Consider the following 20,196-nt stretch of genomic DNA (forward strand, 5'->3'; position numbering starts at 1 on the left):
GGTTTATTACTCCGTGGTGACCTGTGAGCTGCCCCCTTCGAGGGCGCTGCGCAACGTGTGCCAGGCCAAGGTGGCGCACTTGACCCGCACCGGAAACTCCCATACCCCGGAAAGCACCGCGAGTTTGCCGAGTTCCGCGGCCGTGACCCGGGCGTTCGGCCCTTCGGTGAGCAGCGTATGCACACGGACAAAGAGTGCCTGCGCCTCCTGCGGCGTCTTGCCCTTGACCGCCAGGGTCATCAAGGATGCCGAGGCCTGGGAGATGGCGCAGCCGGTGCCCTGGAAGGCGATATCCTCGATCACCCCGTCTGCGAGCTTGATATAAATCCTCAGCTGATCGCCGCACAGCGGATTGAAGCCCTCCGCCGTACAGCTAGCGTCCGCAAGCGTGCGGAAATTGCGTGGCCGCTTGCCGTGGTCGATGATCACGTCCTGGTAGAGGTCGCGCAGTTCGTCGCCGCTCATCGGAACACCTCCTGGACCTTGGCCAGACCTGCCACCAGCGCATCGATATCTCGTTCGTTGCTGTAGCAGCCAAGCGAGGCGCGGGCGGTGGCGGCCAGGCCGAAGCGGTTCATCAAGGGTTGTGCGCAGTGGTGCCCGGTGCGAATCGCGATCCCCTCGCGGTCGAGGATGGTGCCGATATCGTGGGGATGGATGCCGTCGAGGACGAACGAGAGCACGCCGACTTTCTGCGCCGCAGTGCCGATCAGCCTGAGGCCGGGCACCGCCGCCAGTGCCTTCAGCGCGTAGGCCTGCACGGTCTGCTCGTGGGCGGCGATAGCCTCAGGCCCCAGCAGGCCCAGGAAGTCGACCGCCGCGCCGAGGCCTATGGCGCCGGCCATGTTCGGCGTCCCCGCTTCGAATTTGTACGGTGGTTTGTTGTAGACGGTCTTCTCGAAAGTGACCGAGAGGATCATGTCGCCACCGCCCTGATAGGGCGGCATGCTCTCGAGCAGCTCGCGGCGGCCGTAGAGCACACCGATGCCGGTGGGACCGTACATTTTGTGACCCGACAGGGCGTAGAAGTCGCAGCCCAGCGCGCGCACGTCGACCTTGAGATGGGGCGCCGCCTGCGCGCCGTCCACCAGCACGCGTACACCCCGGGCGTGGGCCAGTTCGACAATGCGGCGGATCGGGTTGATGGTGCCGAGTACATTTGAGACATGGGTGACGGCCACCAGCCGGGTTCTCGGTCCGATCAGCCGTTCCAGTTCATCGAGCCGCAGTTCCCCGGCATCGTCGATGGGGGCCACCCGCAACCGGGCGCCGGTCTGCTCGCAGAGCATCTGCCAGGGCACGATGTTCGAGTGGTGCTCCATGGCGCTGATCAGCACCTCGTCGCCCGCGCGGACCTGAGTCTTGCCATAGGTTTGCGCCACCAGATTGACCGCTTCGGTGGTGCCGCGGACGAAGACGATCTCCTCGACGTGTTCGGCATTGAGGAAGCCCTGGACCTTGGCCCGAGCCTTTTCGTACTCCTCGGTAGCGCGCACCGAGAGGTAGTGCACGCCACGGTGCACGTTGGCGTTCTCCTGCAAGAAGAAACGCGACATCGCCTCTATGACCGCCAGCGGCTTCTGGCTGGTCGCGGCGCTGTCCAGGTAAATCAGCGGCTTGCCATAAATCTGCTGCGCGAGGATCGGAAACATCCGGCGCACCCGCTCGACGTCGTAGCCTGGCGCAAGGTCGAGCTGTTTCGGCAGTGCCTGAAGGCTGCTTTCGAGGTCACTCATACGCCAACTCCAGGCCCCGCAGTTGCGCGGCGACCAGTCGCTCCACATCGGCCCGCAGCGGCTCCAGGTGAATGAGCTCGAGCATCTCACGGACAAACCCATAGATCAGCAGGGATCGCGCCGCCGCCAGGGGAATCCCCCGCGAACGCAGGTAGAAAACCGCCTGCTCATCCAGTTGGCCGACAGCGGCGCCGTGGGCGCACTTGACGTCATCGGCGAATATCTCCAGCCGTGGCTGGGTGTTGGCCTGGGCCAACTGCGACAGCAAAAGATTCTTGTTGGTCTGGCTGGCATCCGTCTTCATCGCCCCCGGGCGCACAATGATCCGCCCGTCGAAAACCCCATGCCCGCGATCATCGATCACGCCCTTATAAAGCTCGCGGCTGGTGCAGCGCGGCGCCAGGTGCTCGATGGTCGTCTGGTTATCCAGATGCTGCGTGCCCCGGGGCAGGTACAGACCATTCAGGGCAACCTCCGCGCCGGGGCCTTCGAGCATGATCCGCACCTCCTGCCGTGCCAGCGCCGCGCCCAGTGCAAAGGAGTGCGCGGCAAAGCGGCTGCCCCGGGCCTGGCGCACATTGAGCAGCGCGACATGGAACGCCGCTGTGCTCTCGTTCTGCACCCGGTAATGCTCGAGCGCCGCATCCGCGTCGAGTACCACCTCGCTGACGGCATTGCTGAGGTAGACCTCTGCCCCGCTGCCGACGTGGCTTTCCACCAGGGTTGCGCGGCTCCCCTCGCCCATCAGCACCAAGGCGCGCGGATGGGTCACCAGCGGCGTGGCACCCGGGGCCGAGACGAACACCAGATGGATCGGCTCTTCGACCGTCGTATGGGCGGGTATCCGCACCAGGGCTCCGTCCTCGGCGAGGGCCGCATTGAGCGCGGTAAAGGCCTGCGGCTGCGTGCGGAATGCATGGGAGAACGGCGCTTCGAGCGCCCCGCTGTCGGCCCGCAGCAGCGTCGCGAAATGGGTCACCTGGGTATCTGGGGGGAGCTCCTCAAGCACCGAAAACTCGGCAGCGAAATAGCCATTGATGAAGACCAGCCGCGGGCCGCCATAGTTGTTGCCGACAAGCTGCTCGATGCTGGCATCGGACAGGCCCCTGCTCGTGCCTGGCTTGGCCGGCTGGAAAGAGGTCTCCAGGATCGGCGCGAGCCGTGTGTACTTCCAGGCCTCGTCTTTTGCCGTGGGAAAACCGTGTTCGGTCACCCACTGGAACGCTGCGCTGCGCAGTTCCTGAAGCCAGGCGGGCTGCCGGTCGTTGGCCCGGGGCTCCAACTGCGCGAGAGACGCTACGCGGGCCTGCGTATTCATGGCGTGGCTCCGGGCGCTGACGGAGCCTGCTCGAAGCTCCCATAACCGTGCTTCTCGAGCTCGACGGCCAGCTCCTTGCCACCAGACTGCACGATCCGGCCGTTGGCGATGACGTGGACATGATCCGGGACTATATAGTCGAGCAGTCGCTGGTAGTGGGTGATGACCAGCAGCGCGCGATCCTCGCGCCGCAACGCGTTGACGCCGGCCGCGACCACTCGCAACGCGTCGATGTCGAGGCCCGAGTCGGTCTCGTCGAGAATCGCCAGTCTGGGTTCCAGAATCGCCATCTGGAAGATCTCGTTGCGCTTCTTCTCGCCACCGGAGAAGTCCACGTTGACGGAGCGGTTCATGAAGCTCTGGTCCATCTCGACCAGCGCCATGCGCTCCTTGGCGAGTGCGAGGAAGTCCAGCGCGTCGAGTTCCTCGAGCCCGCGCTGCCTGCGCACGGCATTGAGGGCCGTGCGCAGGAAGTAGAGGTTGCCGACGCCGGGGATCTCGACCGGGTACTGGAACGCGAGGAAGATGCCGGCGACCGCGCGCTCTTCCGCCGACATGGCGAGCAAATCCCGGCCCTCGTAGAGCACCTCGCCGCTGACTTCGTAGCTTTCATGGCCCGCCAACACCTGGGCCAGGGTACTTTTGCCGGAGCCGTTCGGCCCCATGATCGCGTGCACCTCGCCGGCCTCAACCCGCAGCGTGATACCCCGCAGAATTTCGCGGCCTTCAACGCTGGCGTGCAGATCATTGATCTCGAGCATGCTCCACCCCGGGCCTCAGCCCACGCAGCCCTCCAGGCTCACGCCCAGCAGCTTCTGGGCTTCCACCGCGAACTCCATCGGCAGTTCCTTGAACACCTCGCGGCAGAAACCGTTGACGATCATCGGCACCGCGTCCTCCGCGCTGATGCCGCGCTGCCGGCAGTAGAAGAGCTGCTCATCGCTGATCTTCGAGGTGGAGGCTTCGTGTTCGACCTGGGCGCTCGGGTTCTTCACCTCGACATACGGGAAGGTGTGGGCGCCACACTGGCTGCCGAGAAGGAGGGAGTCGCACTGGGTATGGTTGCGCGCGCCGGTCGCTCCCTTCTGGATCTTCACCAGGCCGCGGTAGGTGTTCTGCCCATGGCCGGCGCTGATCCCTTTGGAAAGGATGGTGCTGCGGGTGTGCCGGCCGATATGGATCATCTTGGTGCCGGTATCCGCCTGCTGGTGGTTGGCCGTCAGGGCCACCGAATAGAACTCGCCGACTGAATAGTCGCCCTGGAGAATCACCCCCGGATACTTCCAGGTGATGGCGGAGCCGGTCTCGACCTGAGTCCAGGAGATCTTCGAGTGCGCGCCTGCGCACTTGCCGCGCTTGGTGACGAAGTTGAAGATGCCACCGCGCCCTTGTGCATCGCCCGGGTACCAGTTCTGCACCGTGGCGTACTTGATCCGGGCGTTATCCAGCGCGACCAGCTCGACCACCGCCGCGTGCAGCTGGTTATTGTCGCGCATCGGCGCGGTACAGCCCTCGAGGTAGCTGACGTAAGCGCCCTCCTCGGCGACGATCAGCGTGCGCTCGAACTGGCCGGTATCCGCGGCGTTGATGCGGAAGTAGGTCGACAGTTCCATTGGACAACGCACGCCCTTGGGCACGTAGCAGAAGGAACCGTCGGAAAACACCGCCGAGTTCAGTGTGGCGAAGAAGTTGTCGCTATAGGGGACGACCGAACCCAGGTACTTGCGCACCAGCTCTGGATGGTTCTGCACGGCTTCGGAGAAGGAGCAGAAGATCACCCCGACCTCGGCGAGTTTGTGCTTGAAGGTGGTCGCCACCGAGACCGAATCGACCACGGCGTCCACCGCGACCCCGGTCAGGCGTTCCTGCTCGGCGAGCGAGATGCCGAGTTTGCCAAACATCTCGCGCAGCTCGGGATCGACCTCGTCGAGGCTGTTGGGCCCCGGCGTTTTCGGCTTGGGCGCCGAGTAATAGATGATGTCCTGGTAGTCAATGGGCTCGTAGTGGACGTTCTGCCAGGTCGGCTCGCGCATCGTCAACCAGTGGCGGTACGCCTTCAGGCGCCAGTCGAGCAGCCACTGCGGCTCGTTCTTCTTCGTCGAGATCAGGCGGATGACATCTTCGTTGAGCCCGCGCGGTGCGGCGTCGCTCTCGAAATCGGAGACGAAGCCGTACTTGTACGCCCGGCTGCTGAATTCGCGGATCTTGGCATTGTCAGTGCTCATCGCGGGCTCCTGGCGCTTGCGAGCGATCGGCGCGGCGCGGGCTGAGCCACAGGCGCCGGGCGATCTGCTCGAGGTATTCGATAAGGGATCTGACCAGGTCGGGCCGGTAGCCGCAGTCGTGACCTGCACTGCTGAAGTGCTGGCTGAACGGCGCGCGCTGCACGCTGCGCGAGGTATCGATGACCTCGGGCAGAGGGTTGCGCCGAATGGTCTTGGTGGTGGCTGACATCGTCCACTCCTCGTCCCGAGCGGTTGCTCGTCGGACGATTCAATCATTTTAACTATACTCCTTCCGATTGTTTGGCAAGCACAAAACCTGTAGGCGCCCGGCTTGCCGGCGATTCCAGTCAGTTAACAGAAATCCATGGTCGGACGATCAACTGTGGCGAGGGAGCTTGCTCCCGCTGGAGCGCGAAGCGGTCCTAAAACCTGCCAACGCGTTGTGTCAGGCACACCGCGCTCACCGACTTTACGACTGCTTCGCAGCCGAGCGGGAGCAAGCTCCCTCGCCACAGGTTTTGCGTTCGGCGCTTCTTTTCTTAACTGACTGGCATTGCGGCTTGCCGGCGATGGCGTCCTTGAGATCGCCATCGCGAGCAGGTTCGGCTCCTACACATCCGCCGATTGCCGCAGCAGGATGTCATCACCGTCCACCCGGACCTCGAACTGCTCGACTGAATAAGCCGGTTCCGTAAGGCACTCACCGCTGATCACATCGAACTCATAGGCATGCGTGGGGCAAGTCACAACGCTGCCGCAGAGCGTTCCCTCCCCCAGCGGACCGTCCTCGTGCGGGCAGGTGTTGTGAATGGCGAAATACTCGCCGTCCACGTTGAACAGCGCGACGGGTATTCCCAGCAGGTTCACGGTCTTGCCGGTACCCGGTTCGATATCGCCCACGCGTGCGACCTTGACGAATTCACTCATGGCGCCACTCCAGGGTGCAACCGGCGCCCGCAGCACGACGCTGAGTCGCCTGACTCAACAGCTAGACCGTCCGCCCTTGATTGTCAATATCGCGGTGCGCCGAGACTTGCGCTCAGCAGCGGTAGGCTAAGCTCTTGGTAGCTCATCGCCCGCAATGCTCGCGCACCCGATAATTCATGGGTGACAGGCCCAAACCTTTCACGCAGGACTGACGTGATGACCGAGCCCCTCCTCAGCTTCGAAGCACTCAAGCGCGCCGCTGCCGCCGGCGAAATCGATACCGTGCTGGTGTGCATGGTCGATATGCAGGGGCGACTGGTCGGCAAGCGCTTCCAGGTCGAGTTTTTCATCGACAGCGGTCACGAAGAAACCCACTGCTGCAACTACCTGCTGGCCGACGACATCGACATGGAGCCGGTGCCGGGTTACGCCGCTGCCAGCTGGAGCAAAGGCTATGGCGATTTTGTGCTCAAACCCGACATGGCCACCTTGCGTCGCGTGCCCTGGCTGGAATGCACGGCGCTGGTGCTTTGCGACGTGCTCGATCATCACCATCGGCGCGACCTGCCCCACAGCCCGCGGGCGATCCTGAAAAAGCAGGTCGAACGCCTGCGCGAGCGCGGCTACACGGGCATGTTCGCCTCTGAGCTGGAGTTCTATCTGTTCGACGAGAGTTACCAGGCCATCCACGAGCGCAACTACCACAAGCCGAAGACCGCCGGTCACTACATCGAGGATTACAACATCCTCCAGACCACCCGCGAGGAGCCAGTGCTGCGGGCGATTCGCAAACACCTGCAGGCATCCGGCATTCCCGTGGAAAACTCCAAGGGTGAATGGGGCCCGGGCCAGGAAGAGATCAACATCCGTTATGCCGACGCCCTGACCATGGCCGACCACCACGTCATCATCAAGCACGCCTGCAAAGAGATCGCGCAACTGCAGGGCAAGGCGATCACCTTCATGGCCAAGTGGCGCTATGACGCCGCCGGTTCCAGCAGCCATGTACACAATTCGCTGTGGGACAAGAATGCCAAAAAGCCGCTGTTCTTCGACCCCAAGGCCGAGTTCGGCATGTCGAAGCTGATGCGCTCCTGGGTGGCCGGGCAGCTCAAATACGCCAATGACATCACCTGTTTTCTCGCGCCCTACATCAATTCGTACAAGCGCTTTCAGGCCGGCACCTTTGCGCCGACGCGGGCCGTATGGAGCCGGGACAATCGCACCGCGGGCTTTCGGTTGTGCGCGGAAGGCAGCAAGGCTATCCGCATCGAATGCCGCATCGGCGGTGCCGACCTCAATCCCTATCTAGCCTTCGCCGCGTTGATCGCCGCGGGCCTGGCCGGTATCGACGAGAAGCTCGACCTCGTTCCGCCTTTCGAGGGCGATGCCTACGTCGATGAGCATTTGCCTGAAGTGTCGAAGACTCTGCGCGATGCCTGCGCCGCGCTCAAGGCTTCGAGCATGTTGCGCGAGGCGTTCGGTGATGAAGTGATCGACCACTACGTGCACACCGCCGACTGGGAGCAGAAAGAGTACGACCGGCGGATCACCGACTGGGAACTGCAGCGCGGCTTCGAGCGCTATTGAGCACGCCATGACTAAGATCGTTCAACTCATCTCACCAGTCGATGGCCGGGTCTATGTCGAACGCCGGTGTGCCAATGCGCAGCAGATCGAGCAGGCTCTGGCGGCTGCCGCTGCCGCCCAGACGTTATGGAAGCGCCGGCCACTGAGTGAACGCGCCGCGTTATGCAGCGCTGCGGTGGACGCGATGCTGGCGATGAAGGCCGAGATCGTCCCGGAGCTGGCCTGGCAGATGGGTCGCCCGGTGCGCTTTGGCGCTGGCGAACTGCGTGGTTTCGAAGAGCGGGCCCGGCATATGATTGCCATTGCGCCTGAAGCGCTGGCTGCGGTCGAACCTACGCCTGTCGCCGGTTTTCGGCGCTGTATCAAACGTGAACCCCTGGGTACGGTGCTGGTCATCGCCCCTTGGAACTACCCTTATCTGACGGCAGTGAATACGATCATCCCGGCGCTGATGGCCGGCAACAGCGTCATCCTCAAACACGCTTCGCAATCGTTGCTGGTCGGCGAACGGTTCGCCGAGGCCTTTCGCCGCGCCAACCTGCCCGAAGGACTGTTCCAGAACCTGCTGCTTAATCATACCCATACCGCGGCGATCATTGCCTCTGGACGGGTGCAGCAGGTGAACTTCACCGGCTCGGTCGACGCCGGCAAAGCCATGGAAAACGCCGCCACTGGGCGCTTCCTCGGCATGGGCCTGGAGCTGGGCGGCAAAGACCCGGCCTACGTCCGGGCAGACGCCAACCTTGAACAGGCGGTGGAAAACCTGGTGGACGGCAGCTTCTTCAACTCCGGGCAGAGCTGTTGTGCCGTCGAGCGTATCTATGTCGATAAAAACATTTACTCGGCCTTTGTCGAGCGCTTCGTCGCCCTGACCCGCCAATACGTGCTGGGCAACCCGCTGGACGAAGCCACCACCCTCGGCCCGCTGGTCACACCGAGTGCTGCCGAATTCGTGCGCGGGCAGATCACCGATGCCCTGGCCCAAGGGGCCAGGGCGCTGATCGATCCAGGCGCTTTTCCCGCTGACGCGCCGGGCAGCGCCTACCTCGCGCCGCAGGTATTGGTGGACGTCACCCACCAAATGTCGGTGATGCGCGAGGAAAGCTTTGGCCCGGTGGTCGGCATCATGCCGGTGGCCAGCGACGACGAAGCCATCGCGTTGATGAATGACAGTGCGTTCGGGCTCAGCGCGTCCATCTGGACCCAGGATCTCGCCGCCGCCGAACGCATCGGCGACGAAATCGCCACCGGCACCCTGTTCATGAATCGCTGCGATTATCTGGACCCGGCCCTGGCCTGGACCGGGGTGAAGAACAGCGGGCGCGGCGTAACGTTGTCGCGCCTGGGCTTTGATCACCTGACCCGAGCGAAATCCTTCCATTTGCGCCACGAGATCTGAGCCATGAGCCTGACCGCGAACTGGAACTACCCGACGAACATCCGCTTCGGTGTCGGCCGCATCGCCGAACTGGCCGAGGTCTGCCGCAGTCAAGGGATCCAGCGACCGTTGCTGGTCACCGACAGTGGCCTGGCGCGTGCCCCGATCACCACGGCGGCGTTGGAATCCTTGCGCGCCGCCGGCCTTGGTGTCGCGCTGTTTTGCGACCTCAAGCCAAACCCCATTGAAGCCAACCTGGCGGGTGGGCTCGACGCCTGGCGCGCCGGCAAACACGATGGCGTGGTCGCCTTCGGCGGTGGCAGCGGTCTGGATATGGGCAAGCTCATCGCCTTCATGAGCGGCCAGACCCGACCGGTCTGGGATTTCGAAGACATCGGCGACTACTGGACACGCGCCGACGAAAGCAACATCGCCCCGATCATCGCGGTGCCGACCACCGCGGGGACCGGTTCCGAGGTGGGCCGGGCGGCGGTGATCATCGACGAGCGTACGCACACCAAACGCATCATCTTCCACCCGAAGATGATGCCGCGGGTGGTCATCAGCGACCCGGCCCTCACCGTCGGCATGCCGGCAAAGGTCACTGCCGGCACCGGTATGGATGCGTTTGCCCACTGCCTGGAGTCGTACTGCGCCCCCGGTTTCCATCCCATGGCCGAAGGTATCGCGGTGGAAGGCATGCGCCTGGTGGCCAATGCCCTGGTACGGGCTGTACACACCCCCTCCGACCTCGAAGCACGAGCCTACATGCTGGCGGCTGCCGCGATGGGCGCCACCGCGTTCCAGAAAGGCTTGGGCGGGATGCACGCACTCGCGCATCCGGTGGGCGCCCTGTACGACACCCATCACGGCATGACCAATGCCACCTTCATGCCCTATGTGCTCAAGTTCAATCGCCCGGCCATCGAAGAACGCATCACCCGCCTGGCGGCTTATCTGCGCCTGCCCTCCCCGGGCTTCGACAGCTTTCTGGCCTTCGTCCTCAAGCTGCGCAAGGACATCGGCGTGCCCCATACACTGTTTGAGCTGGGGGTGGATGATCGGCAGGCCGACCTGATCGCGGACATGGCGATTGTCGACCCCTGCGCCGGCGGCAACCCGCTGCCATTGACACGAAATGGCGCGGCAGAAATTTTCGCAGCGGCTTACCACGGCCGTCTTTAGGTTTTATCCATTAGAGGCAGGGTTAGAGGCAGGAGCAGTACGACAGGGGGTTGAAGACAGACCCATTCGGCAACGCACAACGCGGATGGATAGGTATCAAAACCTGACAAGGCCACACATGATGACTCCACTAAGCCAACCCGGCGCCACCGCGCCACAAGACGACGACCTCAAGGTGTTGCACAACATGGGCTATGCCCAGCAGCTCTCGCGACGAATGGGCGTTTTCTCCAACTTTGCCATTTCCTTTTCGATCATCTGCATCCTCTCGGGTGGCATCAACTCACTGGCACAGGGCACTTCGGGTGCAGGCGGCGCGGCAATCGGCATCGGCTGGCCACTTGGCTGCCTGATCTCCGGGGTTTTCGCCATGGCCATGGCGCAGATTTCCTCGGCCTACCCAACCGCTGGCGGCCTCTATCACTGGGGCTCGATTCTCGGTAACCGCTTCACCGGCTGGCTGACCGCCTGGTTCAACCTGTTGGGGCTGATCACGGTGCTCGGCGCGATCAACGTCGGTACCTATTACTTCTTTTTCGGTGCCTTCGGATCGGCCCTGGGCATGGAAGACACCATCACCACACGGATCACTTTCCTGGCAATCCTGACCGGCCTCCAGGCCTTGTGTAACCACTTCGGTATCGGTCTGACCGCAAAACTCACCGACTTCTCGGGCTATCTGATCTTCGCCACGGCGATCGCGCTGACCATCGTCTGCCTGATAGCCGCACCCAGCTATGAGTTCGTCCGGTTGGTGACCTTCGGCAACTACTCCGGCGAGGCCGGCGGCAACGTCTGGCCACAGGTGTCGAACGGCTGGATTTTCATGCTCGGCCTGCTCTTGCCGATCTACACCATCACCGGCTATGACGCCTCCGCGCATACCTCCGAGGAGACCCGGCAGGCAGCCCTGTCGGTGCCGCTCGGGATGGTCAGCTCGGTGGCCTGGTCGTTGCTGTTCGGCTGGGTCATGCTCTGCTCGTTTGTCCTGATGCTGCCGAGCATGGACGAAGCGGCCAAGCAAGGTTGGAATGTGTTCTTCTGGGCGATGGACACCCAGGTGAACCCGACGATCAAGATGGCGCTTTACCTGGCGATTTTCATCTCGCAGGTTCTCTGCGGGCTGGCGACCGTGACCTCGGTCTCACGCATGATCTTCGCGTTCTCCCGTGATGGCGGCCTGCCCTGCTCGAAAGCGCTGGCCACGGTTTCACCGACCCATCGCAGTCCGGTGGCGGCGATCTGGACCGGTGCCACGCTCGCGGTGCTGTTCGTCTGGGGATCGTCCCTGGTCTCGATCGGCGAAACGCCGGTTTACACGATCGTGGTCTCCTGCACGGTGATCTTCCTGTTCTTCTCTTTCATCATTCCCATCGTGCTGGGCCTGTTTACCTACGGGACCTCGAAATGGCCGACCATGGGACCGTGGAACATGGGCCGCGGGTTGTACTCGTTGTTCGCCATCCTCTCGATCCTCTCGATGGTGCTGATCTTCGTCATCGGCATCCAGCCGCCGAACGATTGGGCGCTGTACATCACGCTCGGTTTCCTGATTCTGACGGCAATCATCTGGTTCGCCTTTGAAGCCCGGCGCTTCCAGGGCCCGCCCGTGGGCGAGATGATCATCAAGCGTCAGGCAGAAATCGCTGCGGCTGAAGAGGCGTTGAATAAACAGGCGGGAAGCTGATCGCCACAGCATGAACAACGGGGGTGTTCAGTAAAGCGAGCACGGACTTGATGCCAAGAAAATTTAATGTGGGAGCGAGCTTGCTCGCGATAGCATCACCTCGGTGATACAGACAGACCGAGTCGCCTGCATCGCGAGCAGGCTCGCTTCCACACTAGATCTGTGAAGTTCCGCAGATTTAACCCTCACCTCGTTTTACGATAGGTACCGATCAGCTCGGCCTGTTCCAGGATATGACCGCGCATTGCGCTTTCGAGTTGGGCTTTGGTGGGCTGCTTCAGGTCTGGCAAGACAGTGTCCAGCGCATAGAGCTTGTGAAAATACCGATGGGTGCCGATCGGCGGACAAGGTCCACCGTAACCGGCATTCTGCCAGTCGTTGAGCCCCTGTAGCGTGCCGGGCGGCAGCGTGCGCAGGTCTTCGGGCAATTCAGTCGTTGCCACGGGCACGTTATAGAGCACCCAATGGACCCAGGTCATTCTGGGGGCCGCGGGGTCCGGCGCGTCCGGGTCGTCGACGATCAGCGCCAGACTCTTGGTGCCCGACGGCACACCGCTCCAGGCCAGCGGCGGAGATACATCCTTGCCTTCACAGCTGTAGAGCGCCGGTATCGGACCTTGAGCATGAAAAGCGGGAGATTCAAGCACGAGTGGCATGGCCGTTACCTCTTTTTGAAGTGATTTTGACCACGGACTCGATGCCCGCGGACGAGTTCCGCTGTCCCCGACAGCATTTCTTTGAGGTTTTTTCTCATTACCTGAAATGGCGTGGTAAAGATTTTTCCAGTCCCAGACCAATGGTAGAAGGCCATCATTTACAGGTACATAATAGAGCCTACGATCAAAGACAGTACTCACTTCGCGATCCAGGGACGGTACCCACTTCGGAATCGAATGCGGTAATGGACACACTCAGCAAAATTCAAATAGAGACGGCCCTTACTGCACGGCTTCCCAGCTACCGCATTGAGTGCTGCCTGCATTCAGATGGCACCCTCTCGGCTATTTTGACCGGACCCGACTCCGATCATTTCGCGATTACCGGCATCATCAGATCGAATTACCGAGGAGCCGAGTCAATCGCCAGACTTGCCCGAGAGATTCTGGAAGAAATGGTGTTGTCCAGGCAGGGAATCAAGACTAACCGACTGCAAGCATTGCCTGACTTCAAGTTTTCCAGCTTGCCACCCCCTGAAACCGGACCGGTGCAGACCGATCTTTGATCACTCATCCGGATCAGCCATTCTCTTGCTGATCGCCTCTTCAAGGGCCTGTAGGTAAGCGGCGTCGGCCAGTTCTTTGAGCTCCATCCAGTCTGCCCACTCGATAACGTCTGTCCTGAACAGTTCTTCAGCCTGTCGCATCAGGTCGGCGTGATAAGCGTCGGGGGATTCCATTCGAAAGCCCTCATCATCCAGCAGCTCATACCAGGCTTTCAGCTCGCTGGGCTTGCGATCACTGTTCATGACTTCACCTTTGGATCTGGCTATAGCTCTCCCCGGTCGCTGCGGCCAAGGCGATCAACAGCTCTTCGGTATGATTGATCGACTCGCGCAGCTCATCGAATGCCTGATCCAGGTTTTCCGGTGCCTGCTCACCACGAAGGATTTGCTGGAGAACAATTTCATCGTACTTGAACTGGCAAACGTTGGCGCGCAACGCCTCCAGCCGAAGCGAGATTTGTGAAAAATGGTACCTGCGTCGCTGAATCATGATGGCGCTCCTGACCAATTCCTCTATTAGTTAAGACCTGAATTTTTATCTGGATGTTCAGTGTCGCGAACCAAAGGCGCGACTTTTAACGCTGCTCCCTGCCGCTGACAGGAAAGATGAAACCCTTGCTCATCGCAGGCCTCCATATGCAATGGGGCCAGATTTGCGGCGGGAACCGAACATGAGCTTCATCCTGTGGGTGGCTGTTTTGGGTGCGGTGTTGCTGACCTTGGCGCTGACCTCTTCCTATCTTCGCTGGATGCCGGTCACCACCTCGGCGGTGTGCCTGCTGTTGGGCGTTGTCATTGGTCCGTCGGCTTTGGGCCTGCTGCAACTGGATACCCACGAGGCCTCCAGCTGGATCGAACATCTGACGGAAGTGGCGGTTCTATTTTCGCTGTTCGTCAGCGGCCTGAAATTACGCCTGCCGCTGACGAACCGAACCTGGCGCGTGGCATTCGGCCTCGCCGGCCCGGTGATGGTCTTGAGTATCTGCGGCATTTGCCTGTTCCTGCATATGTTCTTCGGGTTGCCATGGGGCGTAGCCTTGCTGATCGGCGCAATCCTGGCACCCACGGATCCGGTGCTGGCCGGACTGGTTCAAGTCAACGATGCGCAGGATTACGACCGGGTGCGCTTCGGACTGTCTGGCGAAGCGGGACTCAACGACGGTATCGCCTTCCCGTTTGTGATCCTTGGCTTGCTGGTCTTGCAACAGGACGAGCGCAATACCGCCTGGATGACCGACTGGACCTTGCACAGTCTGCTCTGGGCGGTACCTGCCGGCCTGCTCATCGGTTACTGGATGGGCCGAGGCATTGGCCGAATGACCCTGTCGATGCGCATCAAAAATGCCGACAGCACGCTTTCCCCCAATGATTATCTGACCCTGGCACTGATCGCTCTGGCGTATGTGGCGGCCGAATCGGTTGGCGGTTACGGTTTCCTTTCGGTATTCGCCGCCGGGCTCGGCCTGCGTAAGGCTGAAGTCAAATCCAGTGGCGGCTCGCAAACGCCTGCCGAACACCTGGCCCAACCGGTGGTCGGTCATCTCAATGTCGAACCGGATAAAGCGGTTCATGGCGATATTGAGAACCTTGAGGACGGCCAGGTTGCGGCCGCGATCATGATGGGCGACATGCTTGCGTTTGGCAGCCTGGTGGAGCGCGCCATGGAAGTGTTTCTGGTGACCTTGCTGGGCGTGGTGCTGGCGACACATTGGGACTGGCGGGCGCTGGCCTTGGGTTTTGCGTTGTTTTGCGTGATCCGGCCGCTCAGCGTGCTGGCCATGCCATGGGGCACGCTGCTTGATGGCCACCAGCGGCTGTTGACTGGCTGGTTCGGCATTCGCGGCATTGGTAGCCTCTACTACCTTTTTTACGCCCTCAATCACGGCCTTACGCAATCCCAGGCCTCTGTGTGCACGGACCTGACCTTATCCGTCGTCGCGCTCAGCATCCTGATTCATGGCGTCAGCACTCAGCCCATGCTTGCTCATTACGAACGACGGAATATGCAGTAATGCCAATAAGTTAATGGAGAAACCAATTGTGGCGAGGGAGCTTGCTCCCGCTCGGGTGCGCAGCAGCCGCAAAACCTGTGAATGCGGTGTGTCTGACGAAATGTGATTGCTGGTTTTAGGGTCGCTTCGCGACCCAGCGGGAGCAAGCTCCCTCGCCACAGGTGAACCTGCCAGGCCGCCCATATGAGCCGGGTGTCGTTCGTGCTCAGCTCGGCTGACCTGAGCCATCGTTACCGGCAATCTCCGGATCATCCGTAGATGCCTCGGCCTCGTCGAGTTCGACATCGATTTTCTTGCGTTCCGGGTCCCGCGGATCGATCGGCGCCGAGAGCGGATATTCTGGCGTTGTGTCCGCGTCAGAACGTTTTGGTCGGGTAGTCATGAACACCTCTCTTGAGACCCGAAAATGCAGGTCATACTTGTTTTGAGAGAGGGCCTTGCGCGCCGTTCGGTCCAGTTGACGACCGGTAAAATGAAATCAGGAGACCCACCATGATCAAGACAAAAATCACTCTCCTTATACTCGCTGGACTGCTTTCAGCTGCATCGGTTTCGTCCTTTGCGGTTTCAAACGGATCCACTTCCAGCAGCGTAACGGGCACTCAATCGCCGTCAGGAACACACCCGATCAGCAGCACTGGCTCGGGCTCATCCAGTGTTCGGAGCGACTCGGGAACCGCTGCCAATGGTCGTAGCACAATGGGCATTGGCACGGGTATTTCCAGCGGCTTTGGCGCAGGCGGAGGTACGGGCGGTGCAGGTGGAGGAACGGGTGGCGCGGGAGGCGGAACCGGTCGTTGACAAGCCAACGGTCGAACGTTCCCCCTACGTATTGAGCCGCTTTGGAAATCCGGAAAAAATCTAACCCAGCAACTGACTCAACACCGCACGTAACTTACCGGGCTTCACCGGTTTGTTGAGTAACGGCGCGCCGAGCTTTTGCAAGGAACGCCGACACTGGTCGCTTCGGTCCGCCGTGATGATGACTGCCGGGATCGGCTGAGCAAAATGCTCGCGCAGGTGTCTGACCACCTCACAGCCGACCACCCCGTGATCCAGATGAAAGTCCGCCAGAATCAGTTCCGGTGCCAGTCCTTGCAAGGCCTCCAGGGCGCCGGGTTCATCGGTCGCGGTCACCACCTCGCAGCCCCACTGCCCGAGTAACGCGCTCATGCTTTCGAGGATGCTCAACTCATTGTCCAGCACCAGTAAACGTCGGCCTGGCAAGGGATTGCCAGCGCCGGACTGCGGTGCCGCCTGGCTGATGGGCAGCGGCACCTCGCGGGAGATCGGCACTTCGATGCTGAACATCGAACCGCGTCCCGGCAACGAGTGAACCTGCACCCGATAGCCGAGAATTTTCGCGATCCGCTCGACGATGGCCAGCCCCAGCCCCACGCCTTTACGGTCGGCGGCGCGACCGACATCGAGTTGGTTGAACTCGAGGAAGATCGACTCCAGCCGGTCGGCGGCGATTCCGCGACCGGTGTCCCAGACTTCCAGGCGCAGGCAATCGCCCCGCCGTCTGGCGCCCAGCAGAATGCTGCCCTGATCGGTGTAGCGGCAGGCGTTGCTGAGGAAGTTGCGCATGATCCGCGTCATCAGCCGCAGGTCGGTGTGCACGGCAAAATTTCCAATATGCACCCGCAGATTCAAACCGGCTGCCTCGGCGACCGACTGGAACTCCGAGACCAGCGGCGCGAGCAGTTCGTCAAGCCGGTACAAGGCGATGTCCGGTTTGACCGCAGCCTGATCGAGTTTGGAAATGTCCAGCAGGTCCGTGAGCAAGTCTTCGGCGCCTTCCAGCGCCTGATGGGTGCGCTCGACCAATACCTGTTCGACGCCCGGCAAGTCCCGCTCGCGCAAGGTGGAGATCAGCAAGCGTGCGGCGTTCAGCGGTTGCAGCAAGTCATGGCTGGCGGCGGCGAGGTATTTGTCCTTGCTGCGATTGGCCGCCTGGGCGGCATCTCGGGCATCACGCAACGCCTGCTCGACTTGTTCACGCTGGGCGATCTGCTGTTGCAAATTGCGATTGGCCTCGAGCAACTCATCGGTGCGCGCCGCAACCCGTTGCTCCAGCTCATCATTGAGTTGTTGCAAACGTTGCTGGGCCAGTTTGCGTTCGGTGATATCGGTGACGAAGCCTTCCACCAGCCCATCCTGATCGGGTTTGAGCAGCAGGTTCATCAGCACATCGAGACAACTGCCATCCTTGCGCCGTAGCTGGGTTTCATAGCCGAGCAGGCTGCGCTGAAGCTGCAGTTTCTCGCCGATCGCTTGCAGCTCGCCAGCGCCTCCAACAAACAGATTTGCGGCCAGATCGGCGAGGGAAAACAACACCTCCTGAGGGTCTTCGTAGCCGAGCATCCGCGCCAGCGCCGGGTTGGCGGCGCGCATGCCCTCTTGCAGGCTGGCCTGGAAAATACCGTGCACCGCGTGCTCGAATAGCCATTTGTAGCGGTTGCGCTCGGTTTCCAGATCATCGAGGCGCGCGGCCAGCTCCGGGTAATGACTCTTGCGCGCCGAATGACTGCCCAGCCCCAACAGGCCGGCCAGGGCGCGCTGTTGCTCTTCAGAGGGCTTCGCCATAGACGACCTCGACGTCACGCTGGCTCGACTCGCGCGGGTTGGTGAGGATGCATGGGTCGTGCATGGCGTGCTGCGAGAGGAACGGAATATCGGCCATGCTGACACCATGCAGGCCAAGGGTTTCATGGAAGCCGATGGCATGTTTGAGGGCGATCAGGTGTTCCACCAGTCGGCCACAGATCTGCCGATGATTGAGGCCACGGCAGTCGATGCCGAAGGTCTCGGCAATCACCTTGAAGCGCTCCGGCGCCGAGTTGTAATTGAACGCCACCACATGCTCGACCAGCACCGCGTTGCACAGCCCATGGGGCAGATCGAGAAAACCGCCCAGGCTGTGGGACATGGCGTGCACCGCCCCCAGGATCGCATTGGAGAACGCCAGCCCGGCCTGCATGCTGCCGAGCATGATTTTTTCCCGCAAGGCGATATCCGTCGGGTTGGCGATCATTTGCACCAGATTGCCGTTGATCAGGCGCATCGCTTCCAGCGCATGGGGATCGGTCAAGGGTCCATGCCCCGTGGAGACGAAGGCTTCAATGGCATGCACCAGGGCGTCGATGCCGGTACAGGCGGACAGGAACGGGTCCATGCTCAGGGTGGTTTCCGGGTCGATTAACGACACGTCCGGCACCACCGCTTTGCTGACGATGGAGAACTTCATCCGTTCCTGCTGATTGGAGATGATCACGAACTGCGAGACGTCGGCCGAGGTGCCGGCAGTGGTTGGAATCAGAATCAGCGGCGGGCTCGGCACCCGGATGGTGTCCACGCCTTCGAACTCAAGGATGCTGCGCCCGTGAGCGACCACGATGCCGATGCCTTTGCCGCAGTCCATCGGGCTGCCGCCGCCGACCGCGACTATCACATCGCAGTGATTCTCCCGGTACATCTCGGCACCCAGCATCACCTCCTCCACCCGCGGATTGGGCGAGACGGCGCTGTACAGGCAGTAGTCGATGCCCTGGGCCTGCAAACTGGCTTCGACATCGGCGACCCAACCGGCGGCAATCACCCCTGGATCACTGACCACCAGGACCTTGCGGGCGCCGAAGGTTTTGGCGCAGTTGCCGACGTTATGCCGGCACCCGGCACCGAAAATGATTTCAGGAGAAACGAATTTACGCAGCTGGCTGAGGTTCTGGCTCATGGAAAGCCTTTTTTATTGTTTTGAAGATAAAAGCCAGCCTAAAGCATCTTGTTACGAATGCAATGAGACCAATGTATCGCAGGCAATATGTCACGCCATACACAAGACCTGTGGCGAGGGAGCTTGCTCCCGCTGGATCGCGAAGCGGTCCCAAAATCAGACACTGCGGTTCATCAATTGGACCGCATTCACTGATTTTACGACTGCTGCGCAGCCGAGCGGGAGCAAGCTCCCTCGCCACAAGGGATCTCGGTGTGTTCTATAAATGAATATCCATCCCATCGAACGCCACTTCAATCCCGCGCCGTTCCAGCAGCGCCCGCTCGGCCGAGTCTTCGTCGAGGATCGGGTTGGTGTTGTTGATATGGATGAGTATCTTGCGCTGCTCGGGGAAACCATCGAGCACCTCGATCATCCCGCCGGGGCCGCTTTGCGGCAGATGCCCCATCTCGCTGCCGAGTTTGTCGCCAACTTCGCAGACGCGCATTTCATCGTCGCGCCAGAGGGTGCCGTCCACCAGCAGGCAGTCGGCGCGGTGCATCCAGTCGAGCAAGTAGTCGTCGACCTGACCGAGACCCGGGGCGTAGAACAGGCTTGCGCCGCTGCGCCGGTCTTCGACGAACAGCCCGATGTTGTCACCCGGCTGTGGATTGCCGCGATGGGGTGAGTATGGCGGCGCGCTGCTGCGCAACGGAATCGCTCGCAGCCGCAGGTGGCTACAGGCAGGAACACTGAAAGGTTCGCCGCTCAACCCGATGGGCTGCCACTGCAATCCGCCATTCCAGTGGCTGAGCATGCTGAACAGCGGAAATCCTGTGCTGAGGTCCTGATGAACCATCTCGGTACACCAGACTTTATGCGGGCAGCCTTCGCGCAAGCTCAGCAAACCGGTGCAATGATCGATCTGGCTGTCGAGCAGGATCACCCCGGCAATCGCCGTGTCGCGCAACTGGCGGGCCGGTTGCAACGTTGGGAAGGACTCGAGTTGAGCGCGAATGTCCGGCGAGGCATTGCACAGTATCCAGTCCACGCCGTTGTCGCTCAGGGCAATCGAAGACTGCGTACGCCGTTGCGCCCGCAGGCTGGTGTTACGGACACCGGCGCAATTGCGGCAGTTGCAGTTCCATTGCGGGAAACCACCGCCAGCGGCGGAGCCGAGAATCCGGATGTGCATGGGCAA

Annotated in this window: 21 protein-coding genes; 7 read left to right on the plus strand and 14 right to left on the minus strand. The window is 61.5% G+C overall.

Annotation, left to right across the window (positions count from 1 at the left end; all coding sequences use genetic code 11):
- Positions 1-6: 6 nt before the first annotated feature.
- The 7 genes from sufU to AC3I0A_RS14495 form a co-directional block, all read right to left on the minus strand.
- On the minus strand, positions 7-465 hold the full coding sequence (gene sufU / locus AC3I0A_RS14465) for a Fe-S cluster assembly sulfur transfer protein SufU (RefSeq protein WP_489372559.1): 459 nt from the start codon (positions 463-465) through the stop codon (positions 7-9).
- On the minus strand, positions 462-1,736 hold the full coding sequence (locus AC3I0A_RS14470; protein WP_489372561.1) for a SufS family cysteine desulfurase: 1,275 nt from the start codon (positions 1,734-1,736) through the stop codon (positions 462-464). The genes sufU and AC3I0A_RS14470 overlap by 4 nt, the downstream gene beginning before the upstream one ends.
- Positions 1,729-3,054 (minus strand): Fe-S cluster assembly protein SufD, encoded by a 1,326-nt coding sequence (gene sufD / locus AC3I0A_RS14475; RefSeq protein WP_489372562.1) that lies wholly within the window; start codon positions 3,052-3,054, stop codon positions 1,729-1,731. The genes AC3I0A_RS14470 and sufD overlap by 8 nt, the downstream gene beginning before the upstream one ends.
- Complete coding sequence (gene sufC / locus AC3I0A_RS14480) at positions 3,051-3,815, minus strand: Fe-S cluster assembly ATPase SufC (protein ID WP_489372564.1); 765 nt, start codon at positions 3,813-3,815, stop codon at positions 3,051-3,053. The genes sufD and sufC overlap by 4 nt, the downstream gene beginning before the upstream one ends.
- 15 nt (positions 3,816-3,830) lie before the next feature.
- A complete protein-coding gene (gene sufB, locus AC3I0A_RS14485) occupies positions 3,831-5,279 on the minus strand; it encodes a Fe-S cluster assembly protein SufB (RefSeq protein WP_489372565.1) in 1,449 nt (482 codons plus the stop codon).
- Positions 5,269-5,508, minus strand: coding sequence for a hypothetical protein (locus AC3I0A_RS14490; protein WP_489372566.1), 240 nt, complete (start codon positions 5,506-5,508; stop codon positions 5,269-5,271). Before AC3I0A_RS14490 ends, sufB begins: the two co-directional genes overlap by 11 nt.
- A gap of 380 nt (positions 5,509-5,888) precedes the next feature.
- Complete coding sequence (locus AC3I0A_RS14495) at positions 5,889-6,206, minus strand: Rieske (2Fe-2S) protein (RefSeq protein WP_489372568.1); 318 nt, start codon at positions 6,204-6,206, stop codon at positions 5,889-5,891.
- Positions 6,207-6,422: 216 nt separating this feature from the next.
- Between AC3I0A_RS14495 and AC3I0A_RS14500 the strand changes: the two genes are divergently transcribed.
- The 4 genes from AC3I0A_RS14500 (at position 6,423) to AC3I0A_RS14515 (ending at position 12,046) form a co-directional block, all read left to right on the plus strand.
- Positions 6,423-7,796: a glutamine synthetase family protein gene (locus AC3I0A_RS14500; protein ID WP_489372569.1), complete on the plus strand. Its 1,374-nt coding sequence runs from the start codon at positions 6,423-6,425 to the stop codon at positions 7,794-7,796.
- A 7-nt stretch (positions 7,797-7,803) separates the two neighbouring features.
- Positions 7,804-9,195: an aldehyde dehydrogenase family protein gene (locus tag AC3I0A_RS14505; RefSeq protein ID WP_489372570.1), complete on the plus strand. Its 1,392-nt coding sequence runs from the start codon at positions 7,804-7,806 to the stop codon at positions 9,193-9,195.
- Positions 9,196-9,198: 3 nt separating this feature from the next.
- The gene (locus AC3I0A_RS14510) at positions 9,199-10,359 is read left to right on the plus strand and encodes an iron-containing alcohol dehydrogenase (RefSeq protein WP_489372572.1); all 1,161 of its coding nucleotides are present in this window, start codon (positions 9,199-9,201) and stop codon (positions 10,357-10,359) included.
- 121 nt (positions 10,360-10,480) lie between these two features.
- Positions 10,481-12,046 carry an amino acid permease gene (locus AC3I0A_RS14515; protein WP_489372573.1) on the plus strand — a complete coding sequence of 522 codons (1,566 nt, stop codon included), beginning with the start codon at positions 10,481-10,483 and terminating at the stop codon, positions 12,044-12,046.
- 185 nt (positions 12,047-12,231) lie between these two features.
- Here the strand turns inward: AC3I0A_RS14515 and AC3I0A_RS14520 are convergent, their stop codons facing one another.
- Positions 12,232-12,702: a YbhB/YbcL family Raf kinase inhibitor-like protein gene (locus tag AC3I0A_RS14520; protein WP_489372574.1), complete on the minus strand. Its 471-nt coding sequence runs from the start codon at positions 12,700-12,702 to the stop codon at positions 12,232-12,234.
- Between the two features lie 245 nt (positions 12,703-12,947).
- Between AC3I0A_RS14520 and AC3I0A_RS14525 the strand changes: the two genes are divergently transcribed.
- Positions 12,948-13,268: a hypothetical protein gene (locus tag AC3I0A_RS14525; RefSeq protein ID WP_489372575.1), complete on the plus strand. Its 321-nt coding sequence runs from the start codon at positions 12,948-12,950 to the stop codon at positions 13,266-13,268.
- Here the strand turns inward: AC3I0A_RS14525 and AC3I0A_RS14530 are convergent, their stop codons facing one another.
- A complete protein-coding gene (locus AC3I0A_RS14530; protein WP_489372576.1) occupies positions 13,269-13,511 on the minus strand; it encodes a hypothetical protein in 243 nt (80 codons plus the stop codon). It lies immediately after the preceding gene.
- Between the two features lie 4 nt (positions 13,512-13,515).
- Entirely contained in the window at positions 13,516-13,758 is a 243-nt protein-coding gene (locus AC3I0A_RS14535; RefSeq protein WP_489372577.1) for a hypothetical protein, read from the minus strand.
- 181 nt (positions 13,759-13,939) lie between these two features.
- Between AC3I0A_RS14535 and AC3I0A_RS14540 the strand changes: the two genes are divergently transcribed.
- The gene (locus AC3I0A_RS14540) at positions 13,940-15,280 is read left to right on the plus strand and encodes a cation:proton antiporter (protein WP_489372579.1); all 1,341 of its coding nucleotides are present in this window, start codon (positions 13,940-13,942) and stop codon (positions 15,278-15,280) included.
- Positions 15,281-15,485: 205 nt separating this feature from the next.
- On the opposite strand, the gene AC3I0A_RS14545 is transcribed toward AC3I0A_RS14540, so the two are convergent.
- Complete coding sequence (locus AC3I0A_RS14545; RefSeq protein ID WP_489372581.1) at positions 15,486-15,662, minus strand: hypothetical protein; 177 nt, start codon at positions 15,660-15,662, stop codon at positions 15,486-15,488.
- Positions 15,663-15,965: 303 nt separating this feature from the next.
- Here AC3I0A_RS14545 and AC3I0A_RS14550 point away from each other — a divergent pair, with 303 nt between their 5' ends.
- Positions 15,966-16,145 carry a hypothetical protein gene (locus tag AC3I0A_RS14550; RefSeq protein ID WP_489372582.1) on the plus strand — a complete coding sequence of 60 codons (180 nt, stop codon included), beginning with the start codon at positions 15,966-15,968 and terminating at the stop codon, positions 16,143-16,145.
- Here the strand turns inward: AC3I0A_RS14550 and AC3I0A_RS14555 are convergent.
- From AC3I0A_RS14555 to pqqB, 3 genes are all read right to left on the minus strand, one after another.
- A complete protein-coding gene (locus AC3I0A_RS14555) occupies positions 16,142-17,869 on the minus strand; it encodes a PAS domain-containing hybrid sensor histidine kinase/response regulator (protein ID WP_489372583.1) in 1,728 nt (575 codons plus the stop codon). The two genes, AC3I0A_RS14550 and AC3I0A_RS14555, sit on opposite strands and share 4 nt — an antisense overlap.
- Complete coding sequence (gene ercA / locus AC3I0A_RS14560; protein WP_489372584.1) at positions 17,853-19,016, minus strand: alcohol dehydrogenase-like regulatory protein ErcA; 1,164 nt, start codon at positions 19,014-19,016, stop codon at positions 17,853-17,855. The genes AC3I0A_RS14555 and ercA overlap by 17 nt, the downstream gene beginning before the upstream one ends.
- A gap of 259 nt (positions 19,017-19,275) precedes the next feature.
- Positions 19,276-20,190: a pyrroloquinoline quinone biosynthesis protein PqqB gene (gene pqqB / locus AC3I0A_RS14565; RefSeq protein ID WP_489372585.1), complete on the minus strand. Its 915-nt coding sequence runs from the start codon at positions 20,188-20,190 to the stop codon at positions 19,276-19,278.
- Positions 20,191-20,196: the final 6 nt, after the last annotated feature.

The organism is Pseudomonas sp. KH_024_B2 (genome assembly GCF_057839965.1).

Coding starts and splice junctions, on each gene's coding strand:
- sufU (WP_489372559.1), bottom strand. CDS start 465: ATGAGCGGCGACGAACTGCGCGACCTCTACCAGGACGTGATCATCGAC.
- AC3I0A_RS14470 (WP_489372561.1), bottom strand. CDS start 1,736: ATGAGTGACCTCGAAAGCAGCCTTCAGGCACTGCCGAAACAGCTCGAC.
- sufD (WP_489372562.1), bottom strand. CDS start 3,054: ATGAATACGCAGGCCCGCGTAGCGTCTCTCGCGCAGTTGGAGCCCCGG.
- sufC (WP_489372564.1), bottom strand. CDS start 3,815: ATGCTCGAGATCAATGATCTGCACGCCAGCGTTGAAGGCCGCGAAATT.
- sufB (WP_489372565.1), bottom strand. CDS start 5,279: ATGAGCACTGACAATGCCAAGATCCGCGAATTCAGCAGCCGGGCGTAC.
- AC3I0A_RS14490 (WP_489372566.1), bottom strand. CDS start 5,508: ATGTCAGCCACCACCAAGACCATTCGGCGCAACCCTCTGCCCGAGGTC.
- AC3I0A_RS14495 (WP_489372568.1), bottom strand. CDS start 6,206: ATGAGTGAATTCGTCAAGGTCGCACGCGTGGGCGATATCGAACCGGGT.
- AC3I0A_RS14500 (WP_489372569.1), top strand. CDS start 6,423: ATGACCGAGCCCCTCCTCAGCTTCGAAGCACTCAAGCGCGCCGCTGCC.
- AC3I0A_RS14505 (WP_489372570.1), top strand. CDS start 7,804: ATGACTAAGATCGTTCAACTCATCTCACCAGTCGATGGCCGGGTCTAT.
- AC3I0A_RS14510 (WP_489372572.1), top strand. CDS start 9,199: ATGAGCCTGACCGCGAACTGGAACTACCCGACGAACATCCGCTTCGGT.
- AC3I0A_RS14515 (WP_489372573.1), top strand. CDS start 10,481: ATGACTCCACTAAGCCAACCCGGCGCCACCGCGCCACAAGACGACGAC.
- AC3I0A_RS14520 (WP_489372574.1), bottom strand. CDS start 12,702: ATGCCACTCGTGCTTGAATCTCCCGCTTTTCATGCTCAAGGTCCGATA.
- AC3I0A_RS14525 (WP_489372575.1), top strand. CDS start 12,948: ATGGACACACTCAGCAAAATTCAAATAGAGACGGCCCTTACTGCACGG.
- AC3I0A_RS14530 (WP_489372576.1), bottom strand. CDS start 13,511: ATGAACAGTGATCGCAAGCCCAGCGAGCTGAAAGCCTGGTATGAGCTG.
- AC3I0A_RS14535 (WP_489372577.1), bottom strand. CDS start 13,758: ATGATTCAGCGACGCAGGTACCATTTTTCACAAATCTCGCTTCGGCTG.
- AC3I0A_RS14540 (WP_489372579.1), top strand. CDS start 13,940: ATGAGCTTCATCCTGTGGGTGGCTGTTTTGGGTGCGGTGTTGCTGACC.
- AC3I0A_RS14545 (WP_489372581.1), bottom strand. CDS start 15,662: ATGACTACCCGACCAAAACGTTCTGACGCGGACACAACGCCAGAATAT.
- AC3I0A_RS14550 (WP_489372582.1), top strand. CDS start 15,966: ATGGTCGTAGCACAATGGGCATTGGCACGGGTATTTCCAGCGGCTTTG.
- AC3I0A_RS14555 (WP_489372583.1), bottom strand. CDS start 17,869: ATGGCGAAGCCCTCTGAAGAGCAACAGCGCGCCCTGGCCGGCCTGTTG.
- ercA (WP_489372584.1), bottom strand. CDS start 19,016: ATGAGCCAGAACCTCAGCCAGCTGCGTAAATTCGTTTCTCCTGAAATC.
- pqqB (WP_489372585.1), bottom strand. CDS start 20,190: ATGCACATCCGGATTCTCGGCTCCGCCGCTGGCGGTGGTTTCCCGCAA.